The organism is Streptomyces sp. NPDC034670, assembly GCF_055574875.1.
Genome location: NZ_JBVITR010000040.1, coordinates 26,670 through 43,707, shown reverse-complemented (window position 1 = coordinate 43,707; position 17,038 = coordinate 26,670). Strand labels below are relative to the sequence as shown.

Here is a 17,038-nt window from a genome sequence, read left to right as displayed (position 1 = left end):
CCACCACGGACACCAGCATCAGTGGCGTAGGGGCGGGTCGCCAGCATACGAACCCCCCCCCCCCCCCCCCCCCCCCGCCCGTCTCTCAGTCCCGCTTGGCGACCGTGAGGAGCACCGCCGCGTCCTCCAGGGCCTCCAGGGCGTGGCGGGCCGGGGGGATCACGATCAGGTCGCCGGCGCGGCCCTCCCAGGAGGTCTCGCCGCTGGTGAGCCGGACGCGCCCGCGCAGCACCTGCAGGGTCGCCTCGCCGGGGTTGTCGTGCTCGGCGAGGACGGTGCCGGCGGTCAGCGCGAGGAGGGTCTGGCGCAGGGCGTGCTCGTGGCCGCCGTGGACCGTGGCGGCGCTGCGGCCGTTGGACGCGGCGGCGGCGGCGTGTTCGAGCTGTTCGCGGGCGAGGGCGTCGAGGGAGAGCTTCTGCATGCCGCCAGTCTTCCGCCGGCGCCGTGCGGTCGCCAGGGCCGTGCGGGGTACGCCGGGGCGCCCGCCACGTTCACCCGGAGGGGCGCACCGCGGCCGCCGCGGGGATACTGGCGCCGTGCCACCGACACCGCGGCCGCGGCCCCCGGACCCCGTCACCGCCGACGCGCCCGAGGCCATCGCGCGCCCGCTGCTCACCCAGTCCTGGCTCGACCTGACCTTCGTCCACTGGGCGGCGGACCCGGCCGACGTGGCCGGCCTGCTGCCGCCGGGCACCGTGCCCGACACGCTGGACGGCGTCACGTACGTCGGGCTCGTCGCGTTCCGGATGCACCGCGTGGGATGGCTCCGCCTGCCGGGCGTGCCCTACCTCGGCACCTTTCCCGAGACCAACGTCCGCCTCTACTCCGTGGACGCGCGCGGGAGGCGCGGCGTCGTCTTCCTGTCCCTCGACGCGTCCCGGCTGATTCCCGTCGCGGTCGGCCGCCTCGGGTTCCGGATGCCGTACCTGTGGTCCCGCATGGACATCCGCCACGACGGTGACACCGTGACGTACACCAGCTCCCGGCGCCGGCCCGGTCCGCGCGGCGCCCGGAGCCGCATCACCGTGCGCAGGGGCGAGCGGATCGGGGAGCCCACCGGGCTGGAGCACTTCCTGACCGCCCGCTGGGGCATGCACGGCACCTTCTTCGGCCGGCCGACGTACCTGTCCAACGCCCATCCGCGGTGGCCCCTGCACCGCGCCGAGCTGATCGAGTGCGAGGAGGACCTGGTGGCGGCGGCGGGGCTGCCCGGGCCCGCCGGGGATCCGGTGAGCGTGCTGTACTCGCCGGGCGTTCCGGCCCGCTTCGGCCTCCCGGCCCGACCGGGCGGCCTGCGCACCCCCTGACCGGCCGGGGGAGGCCGGGAGGGACCCCGCTCGGCGGGCCCTCCCGGCCTCCCCCGGCCGGTTTCCGTCAGATGATGCCCTGGGCCAGCATCGCGTCCGCCACCCGCTCGAAACCGGCGATGTTCGCGCCGGTCACGTAGTCGCCGGGGGCGCCGTAGCGCTCGGCGGTCTCGGCGCAGGTGGTGTGGATGTCGGTCATGATGCGGGCCAGCTCGCTCTCGACCTGCTCGGCCTTCCACGACGTGCGCGAGGCGTTCTGCGTCATCTCCAGGGCGCTGACCGCGACCCCGCCCGCGTTGGCCGCCTTGCCGGGACCGAAGGCGACGCCGGCCTGCTGGAGCAGTTGCACGGCCTCCGGCGTGGTCGGCATGTTCGCGCCCTCGGAGACCGCCTTCACGCCGTTGCGGATGAGGAGGGCGGCGTCGGCGGCGTTCAGCTCGTTCTGGGTCGCGGACGGCAGGGCGACGTCGGCCGGGACCTCCCAGACCCGCCCGCCGGGCACGAACCGGGCGGAGGCGCCCCGGCGCTCCGCGTAGTCGCTCACCCGGCCGCGCTCGACCTCCTTGACCTGGCGCAGCAGGTCCAGGTCGATGCCCTTCTCGTCGACGACGTAGCCGCTGGAGTCGGAGCAGGTCACCGGGTGGGCGCCGAGGGCCGCCAGCTTCTGGATGGTGTAGATCGCGACGTTCCCGGAGCCGGAGACGACCGCCGTCTGGCCCTCCAGGTCCTCGCCGCGCCCGCGCAGCATCGCCTCCGCGAACAGCACGTTGCCGTACCCGGTCGCCTCCGGACGGATCAGCGAGCCGCCCCAGCCGGCGCTCTTGCCGGTCAGCACGCCGCCCTCCCAGCGGTTGGTGATCCGCCGGTACTGGCCGAAGAGGTAGCCGATCTCGCGGGCGCCGACGCCGATGTCGCCGGCCGGGATGTCGGTGTACTCGCCGATGTGGCGGTACAGCTCGGTCATGAAGGACTGGCAGAAGCGCATGACCTCCGCGTCGCTGCGCCCCTGCGGGTCGAAGTCGCTGCCGCCCTTGCCGCCGCCGATGTTGAGACCGGTCAGCGCGTTCTTGAAGATCTGCTCGAAGCCCAGGAACTTGATGATCCCGAGGTTCACGGACGGGTGGAAGCGCAGGCCGCCCTTGTACGGGCCGAGGGCGCTGTTGAACTCGATCCGGAAGCCGCGGTTGACGTGCACACGGCCGTCGTCGTCCTGCCACGGCACGCGGAAGATGATCTGCCGCTCCGGCTCGACGAGCCGTTCCACGAGGCCGGGCTCGGCGTACTCGGGCCGGGTCGCGATCACCGGGGCGAGCGTGTCCAGCACCTCGCGGGCGGCCTGGTGGAACTCGGGCTCCGCCGGGTTGCGGCGCTCGATCTCGGCGCGCAGCTGGTCGAGCGAGGTCTTGGGGTCGGGTCGTGTGGCCACAGGGTCCCTTTCTGGCGCGGCTGACACCGGCAACGGGTCCGGTGATGGGCGCTCGGCGCCATTGCCTCGCGCAGGACGGCGGCCGCTCGGAGCGACTTCACGAAGGACGGCCGACTTTCCAGTGTTACCCCTGTGTAAACCGGAACGGCAAGAGCCCGCACGATGGTCCGCCATCTGAGACCTACTGTACGGAACACGGGACGGCGGACGGGTCCGCTCCTTCCCCGGCCTCACCGGCCCGTCCCGTCCCTCCTGCCCCTCAGGCCTCCGCGAAGGGACCCCACGCCTTCGCGGTCCCCCGGGAACGAGCTGCCCGGCGCGTTCGGGACGCCGGGCGCCGCGCGCTTCCCGCGGGTCGAGGCGCCGGACGGCCGCCTCGACCCGCGCCCGGCGGATTTACCCCGGCGAGGTCGGCCTTCCGGACGGTGCGTGCCTCAGACCGAGGGCGAGCGCCGGCCGGGGTGCCCGCGGTCCTTGCGCGCCGCATCCTTCAGGGTGTCCCGCAGGGCGTGGAAGGCGGGCTTGGGGGCGAAGTCCTCGGTCATGACGGTGGCGAAGCCCTCGCCCTCGAAGAACACCGGGACCCACGAGTACTTGTCGGTGAAGCCCCAGATGGTGAACGAGTTGCAGCCGTCGACGGCCAGGCACGCCTGGAGCGCGCGCCGGTAGTAGTCGGCCTGCTGGCGCTGCTGCGCCTTGGTGGGCACCCCACTCTCCGGCAGGTCCATGCGGACGTCCAGCTCGGTGACGGCCGTCTCCAGGCCGAGCGCGTCGAACCGGCGCAGGTTGTCCTCCAGGTCGCCCGGGAAGCCGTAGCGCGTGCTCAGGTGGGCCTGGACGGAGAAGCCGTGCACGGGCACGCCCTGCGCGAGCAGGTCCTGGACGAGGGCGTGATAGGCGTCGCTCTTCGCGTTGACGCCCTCCACGTTGTAGTCGTTGAAGAACAGCTTCGCCCGGGGGTCGGCCTCGTGGGCCCAGCGGAAGGCGTCCGCGACGATGCCCGGCCCCAGTTCGCGGATCCAGATGTTGTCCTGGGTGCGCAGCCTGCCCTGGTCGTCGAAAATTTCGTTCGCGACGTCCCACTGCTGGATCCGGCCGGCGTAGCGGCCGACGACGGTGGTGATGTGCTCGCGCAGGAGGGCGCGCAGCTCCTCCTTGGAGAAGTCGCCCTGCTCCAGCCATTCGGGGTTCTGGCTGTGCCACAGCAGGGTGTGGCCGCGCACGACCTGGCGGTTGCGCTCGGCGAACCGGACGATGGCGTCGGCCTGCCCGAAGTCGTAGCGGTCCCGTTCGGGGTGGATGAAGTCCCACTTCATCTGGTTCTCGGGGGAGACCGAGCTGAACTGGCGGGCCAGGATCCTCCGGTACTCCTTGTCGTGCGTGAACGGGTCCGGGTAGTCCTGCTCCAGGTGGTGGCCGCCGCCCGCCACGGCGGTGCCCACGAAGAAGCCCTCGGGAGCGGCCGAGCGCAGCCGGTCGGGCTTGGCGTGGGAGTGCGGCGCGGCCTGCCGGTCGGCCGGTGGGGCGGCCGTGGCCGCGCCCGTCAGGAGCGGCAGGGACAGGGCGGCGGTGGCGAGGGTCGCGGTGGCGAGGCGAAGGATTCTCATGCGGGGAGTCTCACTCCATCCGTTCTCGAATGTTTCGAAGTGATAGGCGAAACATTAGGGATGGGCGGACGCTAAGGGCTGGCCGAGCGGCACGTCAATACCCGTGCGGAGATCCGCGCGCCGGCACGCCCCGCCGACCCGGGGGCCGGCTGTCGCGACGACCGCGTGCGGGCGGACGTCCGCGGCACCGCCACCGTCCTCGAACGCGCCCGCGGGACACCGGACTCCGACCGGCCCGTCGCGCTCTTCCTGATCGCGCTGCTGCGCTTCGTCGGCGACGAGCACGGGGCGTACGACCTGGTGGAGCGCCTCCAGCAGGCGCCGACGCCCGGCGGTCGCCCGATCGTGCCCCGCCTCGCCCCCGGGCCCCCACCCGGAGGAGGCCTCGCGGAAGGCCGCCGACCCGTACCGGGCGGGCTCACCACGGAGATGCGCGGCCGGAGACCGGTTCGCCCGCTTCCTCGACGGCCCGGGGCCCGCCGCCCCCGGCATCGTGGCGGCCGGGGACCGGCACCCGGGACTCGGGGCCCCGGTCCCCGGCCAGGGGGGCGCCCCGGCGGGGCCCGCGCGGCCGGTGGCGCGCCCGGGGTGACCCCGGGGCCCCGGGACGGGTCCGGTGCGCTCCAGGGGGAGCACAGGCCCCGCCCCGGACGTCCGGACCGGGGCGCCGAGTCGTGGGAGAAGGGGCGCTTCCCCCGGCGGCCGGCGGCGCCGCAGCGACGGATCGAGCAACGCGGGCGGGGCGTCGTCCTTCTCGTGCGGGGCCAGGTCGGTGCCGGGGGCGACGATCGCGTCGATCGCGCCCAGGACGTCGGCGGGGAGCACGGTGTCCGCGGCGGCGAGCTGCGCGTGCAGGTGGTCCAGGGCGCGGGGGCCGATGAGCGCGCCGGTCACGGCGGGACGCGCGGTCACGAGCCCGAGCGCCGGCTGGATCATGGTCAGCCCGGCCTCGTCGGCGACCGCGGCCAGCCGCTCGACGGCGCGGCCGCCGGCGAGGTCCGCGCCGACATCGACGCCCTCGCGCTCATGCGCGGCGTGGGCGGCCTCTGCATCGGCGCGGAGAGCGACCCCGGCCACGACGCACGCCGGCCGGCCGGCGTCCTGGTCGACGGCCTGCGCCGACCGGACTGACCGGACCGGCCGCCCCGCCCTCGGCCCGCGTCCGCGGGACCGGCGTGCTGGTCCCCGCCCCCGTTGTCACCAGCCTCCGGACGGCGCCCTCCGGGAGCCCTTCCAGGGCCTAGGTGTGTTGTCCCGGGACGTTGGTGACACGCGTGCTGGGTGCTTGAACGGGTGAGGGCCTTCCGGGTTCGGTGTGGATCGCGACATCTGCACCGAAGCTCAGGAGGCCCTCGTGTCCCACCGTAATGCCCTGCTGACACCGACCGGGAGGCTGCGTCTGGCCCGGTGTGTCGTGGACGACGGCTGGCCGCTGCGGCGGGCCGCGGAACGCTTCCAGGTCAGCCACACCACCGCCGCCCGCTGGGCGCGCCGCTACCGGCAACTGGGCGCGGCCGGGATGCACGACCGCTCCAGCCGCCCGCACCACAGCCCGCGCCGGACGCCCGCCCGGGTCGAACAGCAGGTCCTGCGGCTGCGGCGCGAGCACCGGATCGGGCCGGTGCGGCTGGCCGCCCGGGCCGGTGTCGCCGCCTCCACCGCCCACCGCATCCTCGTCCGCCACGGTCTGCCCGCCCTGGCCGCCACCGACCGGGCCACCGGCGAGCCCGTGCGCCGCTACGAACGAGCCCGGCCCGGGGAACTGGTCCACATCGACGTCAAGAAGCTCGGCCGCATCCCCGACGGCGGCGGCCACAAGGTCCTCGGCCGGGAAGCCGGCCGCAGGAACCAGGCCCGGACCGGCCGCGGCTACCTTTACCTGCACACCGCCCTGGACGACCACACCCGCCTGGCCTACACCGAGGCCCTGCCCGACGAGAGGGCCGCCACCTGCGCCGGCTTCCTCACCCGGGCCGCCGCCTGGTTCGCCGCACGCGGCATCACGATCGAACGGATCCTCACCGACAACGCCTGGGCCTACACCAAGATCACCTGGCGTCAGACCTGCCGCGACCTGGGCATCAGCCCTCGCTGGACCAGGCCCTGGCGGCCCCAGACCAACGGCAAGGTCGAACGCTTCCACCGCACCCTGCTCGAGGAATGGGCCTACCAGCGGCCCTACACCTCCGACGCCGAACGACAGGCCGCGTTTCCCGACTGGCTGGACTGGTACAACCATCACCGACCCCACACCGGCATCGGCGGCCACCCACCAGCCAGCCGCGTCACCAACCTGTCCGAACAACACACCTAGGCGAAGAGCTCCGCCGCCGACGTGGCCGTGATGGCCCGCGTGAACCAGGTGTCCAGCGTGTCGAGGTCCCCGCAGCCGACGATGCGCTCCCGCTGCTCCTCGGACACCTCGACGCCCCGGCGGTCGAGCAGACGCAGGATGTCCTCGGCCCGACCCTCGGCCCGGCCCTCGGCCCGGAGCCTCTGAGCGGTCTCCGACTGGAAGAAGGAGAGGTCGACGGCCATGAGGTGCCTCCAGAGGTCTGCGGCCGGCGTCTTGCCGAGGCCTTGTTCCGTGAGCTCGATGAAGAAGACAGCGGTGTTCTCGTCGTCGGCGGACAAGCTCTTGAGTGCCTTTGCCAGCGCAGCCAGTATGGCACCGGCCTCCGGGTCACGGCTGTGCAGCGCAGCCGACAGGACCGTGAGCGGGATGTCGCGGGACGCTTCGTCGGGGCTGTCGATCACCGGCACGTCGTCGGGCCCCAGGACGAGGGGGCGCAAGCTGAGCGAGGGCCACTGCCGGGGGCCGATGTCGAACTGCCGGGCCGCCCAGGCGGCCGTTCCCCGGTCCGCGCAGACGACCAGGAGCACCGGCGGGACGCGGTACTTGGCGTACGCGTACGAGAGGTAGTACGCCCAGCTCGCGGGCTTGCGCGGGTCCGGCTCGCCCTGTGACTCGACCGCGAGGAGGAAGCTGCCGTCCTCGGTGTCCATCCGCAGCAGCGTGTCCACCCGGCGCTCCAGGGGCCGGGTCTCCGTGAGGTCCGTGGAGAGCTCGACCGAGGAGACGGGTGAGGGGAAGGCGGCGCCGAGGTTCCTGGCGACGCGGGCGAAGAGGCCCGGGACCTCCTGGAAGATCCGGTGCAGGGCCTCATGGGATGAGCTGACCATGCGGCGAACCTATGGACGGGTCGGCATGTGCCGCTCACATATGCCGCTCCTTTCCCCTCATCGAGCGACGCCCCGGCCCCGGGGTTGACGCCCACACGGCGAAGGGGCCCGCACGACCGAAGTCGTGCGGGCCCCTTCCGGTGCTCGCGGTGGAGCTACCAGGTCAGATCAGCAAGCTCACTTGATGATCTTGGTGACCTGGCCGGCGCCCACGGTCCGGCCACCCTCACGGATGGCGAACTTCAGGCCCTCCTCCATGGCGACGGGCTGGATGAGCTCCACCTTCATCTCGGTGTTGTCACCCGGCATGACCATCTCGGTGCCCTCGGGGAGGGACACCACGCCGGTCACGTCCGTCGTGCGGAAGTAGAACTGCGGGCGGTAGTTGTTGAAGAACGGCGTGTGGCGGCCACCCTCGTCCTTGGAGAGGATGTAGGCCTGCGCCTCGAACTCGGTGTGCGGGGTGACCGAGCCCGGCTTGATGATGACCTGGCCGCGCTCGACGTCCTCGCGCTTGATGCCGCGGAGCAGCAGACCGACGTTCTCACCGGCCTGGCCCTCGTCGAGCAGCTTGCGGAACATCTCGATGCCGGTGACCGTGGTGGTGGTCTTCTCCGGCTTGATGCCGACGATGTCGACGGTCTCGTTGACCTTGAGGACACCACGCTCGATGCGGCCGGTGACGACCGTACCGCGACCGGTGATGGTGAAGACGTCCTCGATCGGCATCAGGAACGGCTTGTCGACGTCACGCTCGGGCGACGGGATGGCCTCGTCCACGGCCTTCATCAGGTTGAGGACGGACTCACCCCACTCCTTGTCGCCCTCGAGGGCCTTCAGAGCCGAGACCTTGACGACCGGAACCTCGTCGCCCGGGAACTCGTACTCGGAGAGGAGCTCGCGCACCTCGAGCTCGACGAGCTCCAGGATCTCCTCGTCGTCCACCATGTCGGCCTTGTTCAGGGCGACGACGATGTACGGGACGCCGACCTGGCGGGCCAGGAGCACGTGCTCCTTGGTCTGCGGCATCGGGCCGTCCGTGGCGGCGACCACCAGGATCGCGCCGTCCATCTGGGCGGCACCGGTGATCATGTTCTTGATGTAGTCCGCGTGACCGGGGCAGTCGACGTGGGCGTAGTGACGCGACTCGGTCTGGTACTCGACGTGGGAGATCGAGATGGTGATACCGCGCTGGCGCTCTTCGGGAGCCTTGTCGATCTGGTCGAACGCCGAGGCCTCGTTCAGGTCCGGGTACGCGTCGTGCAGCACCTTGGTAATGGCGGCCGTGAGGGTCGTCTTACCGTGGTCGATGTGACCGATGGTGCCGATGTTGACGTGCGGCTTAGTCCGCTCGAACTTCGCCTTCGCCACTGGGGTCCTCCTGTGGAGTGGTTCTGTACGCCTTACTTCATCGGCGCCAGGTGATCTTTGCTGGGAAACCCGGGCCCGGGGCATTCCGCCGCGGTGGCGACGGAATGCCCGTTGCAGGCTCCGGGGTCAAGCCTAAAGCGTGTGCGGGGGGTCCGTTAAACGGAGCCCGTCACTCGCCCTTGGCCTTCGCGATGATCTCCTCGGCGACGTTCCGCGGAACCTCGGCGTAGGAGTCGAACTGCATCGAGTAGCTTGCGCGACCCGACGTCTTGCTGCGGAGGTCTCCGACGTAGCCGAACATCTCCGACAGGGGCACGAGGCCCTTCACGACGCGGGCACTCGCCCGCTCCTCCATGGCCTGGATCTGGCCACGGCGGGAGTTGATGTCGCCGATGACCTCGCCCATGTACTCCTCGGGCATGGTGACCTCGACGGCCATCATCGGCTCGAGGAGCACCGGCGAAGCCTTGCGCGCGGCCTCCTTGAAGGCCTGCGAGCCGGCGATCTTGAAGGCGAGCTCGGAGGAGTCCACCTCGTGGTAGGCGCCGTCGAGCAGCGTCACGCGGACACCGGTCATCTCGTAACCGGCGAGGATGCCGAACTGCATGGCCTCCTGCGCACCGGCGTCGACCGAAGGGATGTACTCCTTCGGCACGCGGCCACCGGTCACCTTGTTGACGAACTCGTAGGAGGCGTCGCCGCCCTCGATCGGCTCGATCGCGATGATGACGCGGGCGAACTGGCCGGTACCACCCGTCTGCTTCTTGTGGGTGAACTCGACCTTCTCGACCGACTTGCGGATGGTCTCGCGGTACGCGACCTGCGGCTTGCCGACGTTGGCCTCGACCTTGAACTCACGGCGCATGCGGTCGACCAGCACCTCGAGGTGCAGCTCGCCCATGCCGCCGATGATGGTCTGGCCGGTCTCCTCGTCCGAGTGGACCTGGAAGGACGGGTCCTCCTCGGCCAGGCGCTGGATCGCGACGCCCAGCTTCTCCTGGTCGCCCTTCGACTTGGGCTCGATGGCGACCTGGATGACCGGCGCCGGGAAGTCCATGGACTCCAGGATGACCGGGCTCTTGTCGTCGGACAGCGTCTCACCGGTGGTGGTCTGCTTCAGGCCCATGACGGCGACGATGTCGCCGGCGCCCACCGACTCGATCTCCTCACGCTTGTTGGCGTGCATGCGGTAGATCTTGCCGATGCGCTCCTTCTTGCCCTTCACGGAGTTCAGCACCTGGGTGCCGGACTCCAGACGGCCGGAGTACACGCGGACGAAGGTGAGCTTGCCGAGGTGCGGGTCGCTCATGATCTTGAACGCGAGCGCGGCGAGGGGCTCCTCCTCCGACGGCTTGCGCGCGATGACCTTCTCCGCGTCCTTGGGGTCGTGGCCCTCGATGGCCTCGACGTCCAGCGGGGAGGGCAGGTAGCGCACGACGGCGTCGAGCAGGGGCTGCACGCCCTTGTTCTTGAACGCGGTGCCGCAGAACACGGGGGTGACGGTGGTGCCGCCGCCCTTGCCGGAGGCGATGGTGATGCGGCGGATGGCCGCGTACAGCTGCTCCACGGAGGGCTCGGTGCCCTCGAGGTACAGCTCCATCAGCTCCTCGTCGTTCTCCGCGACGGCCTCGAGCAGCTTGCCGCGGTACTCCTCGGCGAGCTCGGCGAGGTCCTCGGGGATGTCGACGGTGTCGTACATCTCGCCCTTGGTCGCCTCGGCGGACCAGACGTAGGCCTTCATCGTCACGAGGTCGATGACGCCCTTGAAGTCGGCCTCGGCGCCGATCGGCAGCTGCATGACCAGCGGCTGCGCGCCCAGGCGGTCGGAGATCATGCCGACGCAACGGAGGAAGTCCGCACCGGTGCGGTCGAGCTTGTTCACGAAGCAGATGCGCGGAACGCCGTAGCGGTCCGCCTGACGCCACACCGTCTCGGACTGCGGCTCGACACCGGCGACGCCGTCGAACACCGTCACGGCACCGTCGAGTACGCGCAGCGAGCGCTCCACCTCGACGGTGAAGTCGACGTGCCCCGGGGTGTCGATGATGTTGATGGTGTGGTCGATGTTCTCGAGCGGCCAGTGACAGGTGGTCGCAGCGGAGGTGATCGTGATGCCACGCTCCTGCTCCTGCTCCATCCAGTCCATGGTCGCGGAGCCCTCGTGCGTCTCACCGATCTTGTAGGAGACGCCCGTGTAGAACAGAATCCGCTCGGTGGTGGTCGTCTTGCCCGCGTCGATGTGGGCCATGATCCCGATGTTGCGGACCCTGGCCAGGTCAAGCGAAGTGGTAGCCATAAGGCTTCAGTCTTCTCTCGGTCTCGATGGGGTCTGCGACTACCAGCGGTAGTGCGCGAAGGCCTTGTTGGACTCGGCCATCTTGTGCGTGTCCTCGCGCTTCTTCACAGCGGCGCCGAGGCCGTTGCTGGCGTCGAGGAGCTCGTTGAGCAGACGCTCGGTCATGGTCTTCTCGCGACGGGCACGCGAGTAACCGACCAGCCAGCGCAGCGCCAGCGTGTTGGCACGGCCGGGCTTGACCTCGACCGGGACCTGGTAGGTGGCGCCACCGACACGGCGGGACTTGACCTCGAGGGTCGGCTTGATGTTCTCGAGGGCGCGCTTGAGCGTGATGACCGGGTCGTTGCCCGTCTTCTCGCGCAGACCCTCCATGGCGCCGTAGACGATGCGCTCGGCGGTGGAGCGCTTGCCGTTCAGCAGCACCTTGTTGATCAGGGAGGTCACCAGGGGGGAGCCGTAAACCGGGTCGACGATGACCGGGCGCTTCGGGGCGGGGCCCTTACGAGGCATTCTTACTTCTCCTTCTTGGCGCCGTAACGGCTGCGAGCCTGCTTGCGGTTCTTGACACCCTGGGTGTCGAGCGAACCACGGATGATCTTGTAACGAACACCCGGCAGGTCCTTCACACGGCCGCCTCGCACGAGCACGATGGAGTGCTCCTGCAGGTTGTGTCCCTCACCCGGGATGTAAGCGGTGACCTCGATACCACTGGTCAGACGCACACGCGCGACCTTACGCAGGGCCGAGTTCGGCTTCTTCGGGGTGGTCGTGAACACACGCGTGCAGACACCGCGGCGCTGAGGGGAGCCCTCGAGTGCGGGCGTCTTGTTCTTTTCGACCTTGTCCTGCCGGCCCTTGCGGACCAGCTGCTGGATCGTAGGCACTACTTCTCCGGTTTCTGTGTGCCGATGGGTACAGCTAACCTGGAACGTCGCCGACCCACGCGGTCGGGTGTGTCGAATCACGCGGACTCCCGCCGCAAGGCAGAAAGAAGCGCAGATTGCGGTGGCCGTTATCGGCCCCCAGTGCGGTGGAAAAGGCACGCACGAAGGCCAGGGCACACCCCAGGCACAAGGTCTGAGCGTACCTACCGCATTCGCTGCGGTCAAAACAAATGGGCCCCGTTCCGGCCGTCAACCGTACGCGGCCGCCAGGACGAACGACAGCATCAGCAGAACCGCCCATCCGGCGACCGACAGCCAGCCGAGCACCAGTCCGACCATCGCCAGCCCGTCCCCGTCCTCGCCCGTGCGCGCGATCTCGGCGCGCGCCGCATGGCCGAGGACGACCGCGGGGATGCCGGTGAGGCCGGCGCTGAACAGGCAGAGACCGCCGCAGACGGCGGCGCCCACCGCCTTCCCGTTCGTCCGCGGCCGGGGCGCCGCCAGGAACACCGGCGGTACGGCCGCCACGGGCGCGGGGTGCGGCGCGGGACCCTGGGGCAGGTCCGCCACGAGCAGCGACAGCTCCCCCACCGTGCGCGCCGCGTACGCCCGCGCGACCCGCCGGTCGAACTCGGACTTCTCCAGCCGTCCCTCGCCGTAGCCGGCCCTGAGGACATCCACGGCCCGCTCCCGGTCGGCGTGCGAGGCCAGCATCGAGGGAGGAGCGGCCTGCCCGCCCCACGGCTGCGGCACGCCCCGTCCCTGCTGCCAGGGCGGCCAGGGCTGCCACTGCGGATACGGCGCCTGCGACACCGGACACCACCTCCCCGTCACACCGGGTCCCTCCATGATGCGCTGGAGCGGACGTTCCGGCACCGGTGGAGACGAGAAAGGTCCTCCCGCCGGTTCCCGGGAACGCCGGGGGGCGGCCACCCCGTACGGAGTGACCGCCCCTCGGATCAAGCGGCTCGCTTACTGGTTGTACGGACCGTAGTCGTAGTCCTCCAGCGGAACGGCCTGGCCGGAGCCGGTGCCGAACGGCGAGTAGTCGATGTCGTCGTAGCCGACGGCCGAGTACATCGCGGCCTTGGCCTCCTCGGTCGGCTCGACCCGGATGTTGCGGTAGCGGGACAGGCCCGTACCGGCCGGGATGAGCTTACCGATGATGACGTTCTCCTTGAGGCCGATCAGGGAGTCGGACTTGGCGTTGATCGCCGCGTCCGTGAGGACCCTGGTCGTCTCCTGGAAGGACGCCGCCGACAGCCAGGACTCGGTCGCCAGCGAGGCCTTGGTGATGCCCATGAGCTGCGGACGGCCGGAGGCCGGGTGACCGCCCTCCTGGACCACGCGGCGGTTCTCCTGCTCGAACTTCGAGCGCTCGACCAGCTCACCGGGCAGCAGCTCGGCGTCACCGGACTCGATGATCGTCACGCGGCGGAGCATCTGCCGGATGATGATCTCGATGTGCTTGTCGTGGATCGACACGCCCTGCGAGTTGTAGACCTTCTGCACCTCGCCGACCAGGTGGACCTGCACGGCCCGCTGGCCCAGGATGCGCAGCACGTCGTGCGGGTTGGTGGCACCCACGGTGAGCTTCTGGCCCACCTCGACGTGGTCGCCCTCGCCCACCAGCAGACGGGCGCGCTTCGAGATCGGGTAGGCCGTCTCGTCGCTGCCGTCGTCCGGGGTGATGACGATCTTCTTGGTCTTCTCGGTCTCCTCGATCCGCACGCGGCCGGCGGCCTCGGAGATCGGGGCGACACCCTTCGGGGTACGGGCCTCGAAGAGCTCGACGACACGCGGCAGACCCTGGGTGATGTCGTCACCGGCCACACCACCGGTGTGGAAGGTGCGCATCGTCAGCTGGGTGCCGGGCTCACCGATGGACTGGGCGGCGATGATGCCGACCGCCTCACCGATGTCGACCAGCTTGCCGGTGGCCAGCGAGCGGCCGTAGCACATCGCGCAGGTGCCGACGGCGGACTCGCAGGTCAGGACCGAGCGGGTCTTGACCTCCTCGACGCCGCGGGACACGAGCTCCTCGATGAGCACGTCGCCCAGGTCGGTGCCGGCCGGGGCCAGCACCTGGCCGTCGACCACGATGTCCTCGGCGAGGCAGCGCGCGTACACGGACGTCTCGACGTCGTCCGCCTTGCGCAGCACGCCGTCGGCGCCGCGGCCGGCGATCTTCAGGCGCAGACCGCGGTCGGTGCCGCAGTCCTCCTCGCGGATGATGACGTCCTGGGAGACGTCGACCAGACGACGGGTGAGGTAACCCGAGTCGGCGGTCCGCAGGGCGGTGTCCGCCAGACCCTTGCGGGCACCGTGCGTGGAGATGAAGTACTCCAGCACGGACAGACCCTCACGGAACGAGGCCTTGATGGGCCGCGGGATCGTCTCGTTCTTCGCGTTCGACACCAGACCGCGCATACCGGCAATCTGACGCATCTGCATCATGTTGCCTCGTGCACCCGAGTTCACCATCATGAAGATCGGGTTGGTCTTCGGGAAGTTGTCGTTCATCGCCTCGGCGACCTCGTTGGTCGCCTTGGTCCAGATCGCGATGAGCTCCTGCGTGCGCTCGTCCTTGGTGATCAGACCGCGCTCGTACTGCTTCTGGACCTTCTCGTCCTGCGCCTCGTAGCCGTGGACGATCTCCTTCTTCGCCTCGGGGACGACGACGTCGGAGATGGCGACGGTGACGCCGGAACGGGTGGCCCAGTAGAAGCCGGACGCCTTCAGGTTGTCGAGCGTCGCCGCCACGATGACCTTCGGGTAGCGCTCGGCGAGGTCGTTGACGATCTCGGAGAGCTGCTTCTTGCCGACCTCGTAGTCGACGAAGGGGTAGTCCTCGGGCAGCAGCTCGTTGAAGAGCGCGCGGCCCAGGGTGGTGTTCAGCCGGAAGCTGTCACCCTGCTGCCACTCGGGCTCGCCCTCCTCGCGCGCCGGCGGGGTCCAGCCGCGCGGCGGGATGGTGCCGACCGGGAAGCGGACGTCGATCTTCGACTGGAGCGACAGCTCGCCCGCGTCGAAGGCCATGATCGCCTCGGCGACCGAGGAGAAGGAACGCCCCTCGCCCTTGAGGTCGCGCATCTCGCCGTCGGTGGTGAGGAAGAACAGACCGAGGACCATGTCCTGGGTCGGCATCGTCACCGGACGGCCGTCGGCCGGCTTGAGGATGTTGTTCGAGGACAGCATCAGGATGCGGGCCTCGGCCTGCGCCTCCGCGGACAGCGGCAGGTGCACGGCCATCTGGTCACCGTCGAAGTCCGCGTTGAACGCGGTGCAGACGAGCGGGTGGATCTGGATGGCCTTGCCCTCGACCAGCTGCGGCTCGAAGGCCTGGATGCCGAGGCGGTGCAGCGTGGGCGCACGGTTCAGCAGGACCGGGTGCTCCGCGATGACCTCTTCCAGCACGTCGTACACGACCGTGCGGCCGCGCTCGACCATGCGCTTGGCCGACTTGATGTTCTGCGCGTGGTTCAGGTCGACCAGGCGCTTCATCACGAACGGCTTGAACAGCTCCAGCGCCATCGCCTTCGGCAGACCGCACTGGTGCAGCTTCAGCTGCGGACCGACGACGATCACGGAACGCGCCGAGTAGTCGACGCGCTTGCCGAGCAGGTTCTGGCGGAAGCGACCCTGCTTGCCCTTCAGCATGTCGCTGAGGGACTTCAGCGGGCGGTTGCCGGGACCGGTGACCGGACGGCCGCGACGACCGTTGTCGAAGAGGGCGTCAACGGCCTCCTGAAGCATGCGCTTCTCGTTGTTGACGATGATCTCGGGCGCGCCGAGGTCGAGCAGCCTCTTCAGGCGGTTGTTGCGGTTGATGACGCGGCGGTACAGGTCGTTCAGGTCGGAGGTCGCGAAGCGGCCACCGTCCAGCTGCACCATCGGACGCAGGTCCGGCGGGATGACCGGCACGCAGTCGAGCACCATGCCCTTGGGGCTGTTGGACGTCTGCAGGAAGGCGGAGACGACCTTCAGGCGCTTGAGCGCACGGGTCTTCTTCTGGCCCTTGCCGGTACGGATGATCTCGCGGAGCTTCTCGGCCTCCTCCTCGAGGTCGAAGGACTCCAGGCGCTTCTGCAGCGCCGCGGCGCCCATAGAGCCGTCGAAGTACGTGCCGAAGCGGTCCCGCAGCTCGCGGTAGAGCAGCTCGTCGCCCTCGAGGTCCTGGACCTTGAGGTTCTTGAACCGGTTCCACACCTCGTCGAGGCGGTCGATCTCGCGCTGCGCGCGGTCGCGCAGCTGCTTCATCTCGCGCTCGGCGCCCTCGCGCACCTTGCGGCGCACGTCGGCCTTGGCGCCCTCGGCCTCCAGCTCGGCCAGGTCGGTCTCGAGCTTCTTGGCGCGGGCCTCGAGGTCGGCGTCGCGGCGGTTCTCGATCTGCTGGCGCTCGACGGAGACGTGGGCCTCCAGCGAGGGCAGGTCGCGGGTGCGGCGCTCCTCGTCGACGTACGTGATCATGTACGCCGCGAAGTAGATGACCTTCTCCAGGTCCTTCGGGGCCAGGTCGAGCAGGTAGCCGAGGCGCGACGGGACGCCCTTGAAGTACCAGATGTGCGTGACGGGCGCGGCGAGCTCGATGTGGCCCATCCGCTCACGGCGCACCTTGGCGCGCGTGACCTCGACGCCACAGCGCTCGCAGATGATGCCCTTGAAGCGGACGCGCTTGTACTTGCCGCAGTAGCACTCCCAGTCCCGGGTCGGACCGAAGATCTTCTCGCAGAAGAGTCCGTCCTTCTCGGGCTTGAGGGTGCGGTAGTTGATGGTTTCGGGCTTCTTGACCTCGCCGTGGCTCCACTGACGGATGTCGTCAGCGGTGGCCAGGCCGATCCGGAGCTCGTCGAAGAAGTTGACGTCGAGCACTATGCGTCAATCCCTCTCAGGGTCGTGAGTCTTGGGGTCTGAAACGGGGGTCCTGGGGCCGGCGGACCTTGGTGGCCAAGGTCCGCCGGAAC

12 protein-coding genes and 2 pseudogenes are annotated in these 17,038 nt (G+C 70.1%); 3 read left to right on the top strand and 11 right to left on the bottom strand.

What is annotated here, in order from left to right:
• Positions 1–85: 85 nt before the first annotated feature.
• Complete coding sequence (locus ACZ56B_RS23815; RefSeq protein ID WP_468794082.1) at positions 86–421, bottom strand: cupin domain-containing protein; 336 nt, start codon at positions 419–421, stop codon at positions 86–88.
• A gap of 115 nt (positions 422–536) precedes the next feature.
• On the opposite strand from ACZ56B_RS23815, the gene ACZ56B_RS23810 reads away from it, so the two are divergent.
• Complete coding sequence (locus ACZ56B_RS23810) at positions 537–1,307, top strand: YqjF family protein (RefSeq protein WP_468794079.1); 771 nt, start codon at positions 537–539, stop codon at positions 1,305–1,307.
• A 67-nt stretch (positions 1,308–1,374) separates the two neighbouring features.
• On the opposite strand, the gene gdhA is transcribed toward ACZ56B_RS23810, so the two are convergent.
• Together gdhA and ACZ56B_RS23800 are read right to left on the bottom strand one after the other, a co-directional pair.
• Positions 1,375–2,733, bottom strand: coding sequence for an NADP-specific glutamate dehydrogenase (gene gdhA / locus ACZ56B_RS23805; protein ID WP_468794076.1), 1,359 nt, complete (start codon positions 2,731–2,733; stop codon positions 1,375–1,377).
• 434 nt (positions 2,734–3,167) lie between these two features.
• Complete coding sequence (locus ACZ56B_RS23800; protein ID WP_468794073.1) at positions 3,168–4,340, bottom strand: endo-1,4-beta-xylanase; 1,173 nt, start codon at positions 4,338–4,340, stop codon at positions 3,168–3,170.
• Positions 4,341–4,505: 165 nt separating this feature from the next.
• Here ACZ56B_RS23800 and ACZ56B_RS23795 point away from each other — a divergent pair.
• Positions 4,506–4,616 (top strand): annotated as a pseudogene (locus tag ACZ56B_RS23795) (SAM-dependent methyltransferase); the annotation flags it as partial.
• Between the two features lie 429 nt (positions 4,617–5,045).
• Here the strand turns inward: ACZ56B_RS23795 and ACZ56B_RS23790 are convergent.
• A pseudogene (locus ACZ56B_RS23790) lies at positions 5,046–5,321 on the bottom strand (aldo/keto reductase); the annotation flags it as partial.
• A 373-nt stretch (positions 5,322–5,694) separates the two neighbouring features.
• On the opposite strand from ACZ56B_RS23790, the gene ACZ56B_RS23785 reads away from it, so the two are divergent.
• A complete protein-coding gene (locus ACZ56B_RS23785; RefSeq protein WP_468794070.1) occupies positions 5,695–6,654 on the top strand; it encodes an IS481 family transposase in 960 nt (319 codons plus the stop codon).
• Here ACZ56B_RS23785 and ACZ56B_RS23780 read toward each other — a convergent pair.
• The 7 genes from ACZ56B_RS23780 to ACZ56B_RS23750 form a co-directional block, all read right to left on the bottom strand.
• A complete protein-coding gene (locus ACZ56B_RS23780) occupies positions 6,651–7,523 on the bottom strand; it encodes a hypothetical protein (RefSeq protein WP_468794067.1) in 873 nt (290 codons plus the stop codon). The genes ACZ56B_RS23785 and ACZ56B_RS23780 overlap by 4 nt on opposite strands.
• 177 nt (positions 7,524–7,700) lie before the next feature.
• Complete coding sequence (tuf, locus tag ACZ56B_RS23775) at positions 7,701–8,894, bottom strand: elongation factor Tu (RefSeq protein WP_468794064.1); 1,194 nt, start codon at positions 8,892–8,894, stop codon at positions 7,701–7,703.
• Positions 8,895–9,063: 169 nt separating this feature from the next.
• Complete coding sequence (gene fusA / locus ACZ56B_RS23770; RefSeq protein ID WP_468794061.1) at positions 9,064–11,190, bottom strand: elongation factor G; 2,127 nt, start codon at positions 11,188–11,190, stop codon at positions 9,064–9,066.
• Between the two features lie 39 nt (positions 11,191–11,229).
• Positions 11,230–11,700 carry a 30S ribosomal protein S7 gene (gene rpsG, locus ACZ56B_RS23765; RefSeq protein ID WP_029386961.1) on the bottom strand — a complete coding sequence of 157 codons (471 nt, stop codon included), beginning with the start codon at positions 11,698–11,700 and terminating at the stop codon, positions 11,230–11,232.
• A gap of 2 nt (positions 11,701–11,702) precedes the next feature.
• Positions 11,703–12,074 carry a 30S ribosomal protein S12 gene (rpsL, locus tag ACZ56B_RS23760; protein WP_003948652.1) on the bottom strand — a complete coding sequence of 124 codons (372 nt, stop codon included), beginning with the start codon at positions 12,072–12,074 and terminating at the stop codon, positions 11,703–11,705.
• A 249-nt stretch (positions 12,075–12,323) separates the two neighbouring features.
• Positions 12,324–12,887 carry a DUF1707 and DUF4190 domain-containing protein gene (locus ACZ56B_RS23755; protein ID WP_468794058.1) on the bottom strand — a complete coding sequence of 188 codons (564 nt, stop codon included), beginning with the start codon at positions 12,885–12,887 and terminating at the stop codon, positions 12,324–12,326.
• A gap of 159 nt (positions 12,888–13,046) precedes the next feature.
• Positions 13,047–16,946 (bottom strand): DNA-directed RNA polymerase subunit beta', encoded by a 3,900-nt coding sequence (locus tag ACZ56B_RS23750; RefSeq protein WP_468794055.1) that lies wholly within the window; start codon positions 16,944–16,946, stop codon positions 13,047–13,049.
• Positions 16,947–17,038: the final 92 nt, after the last annotated feature.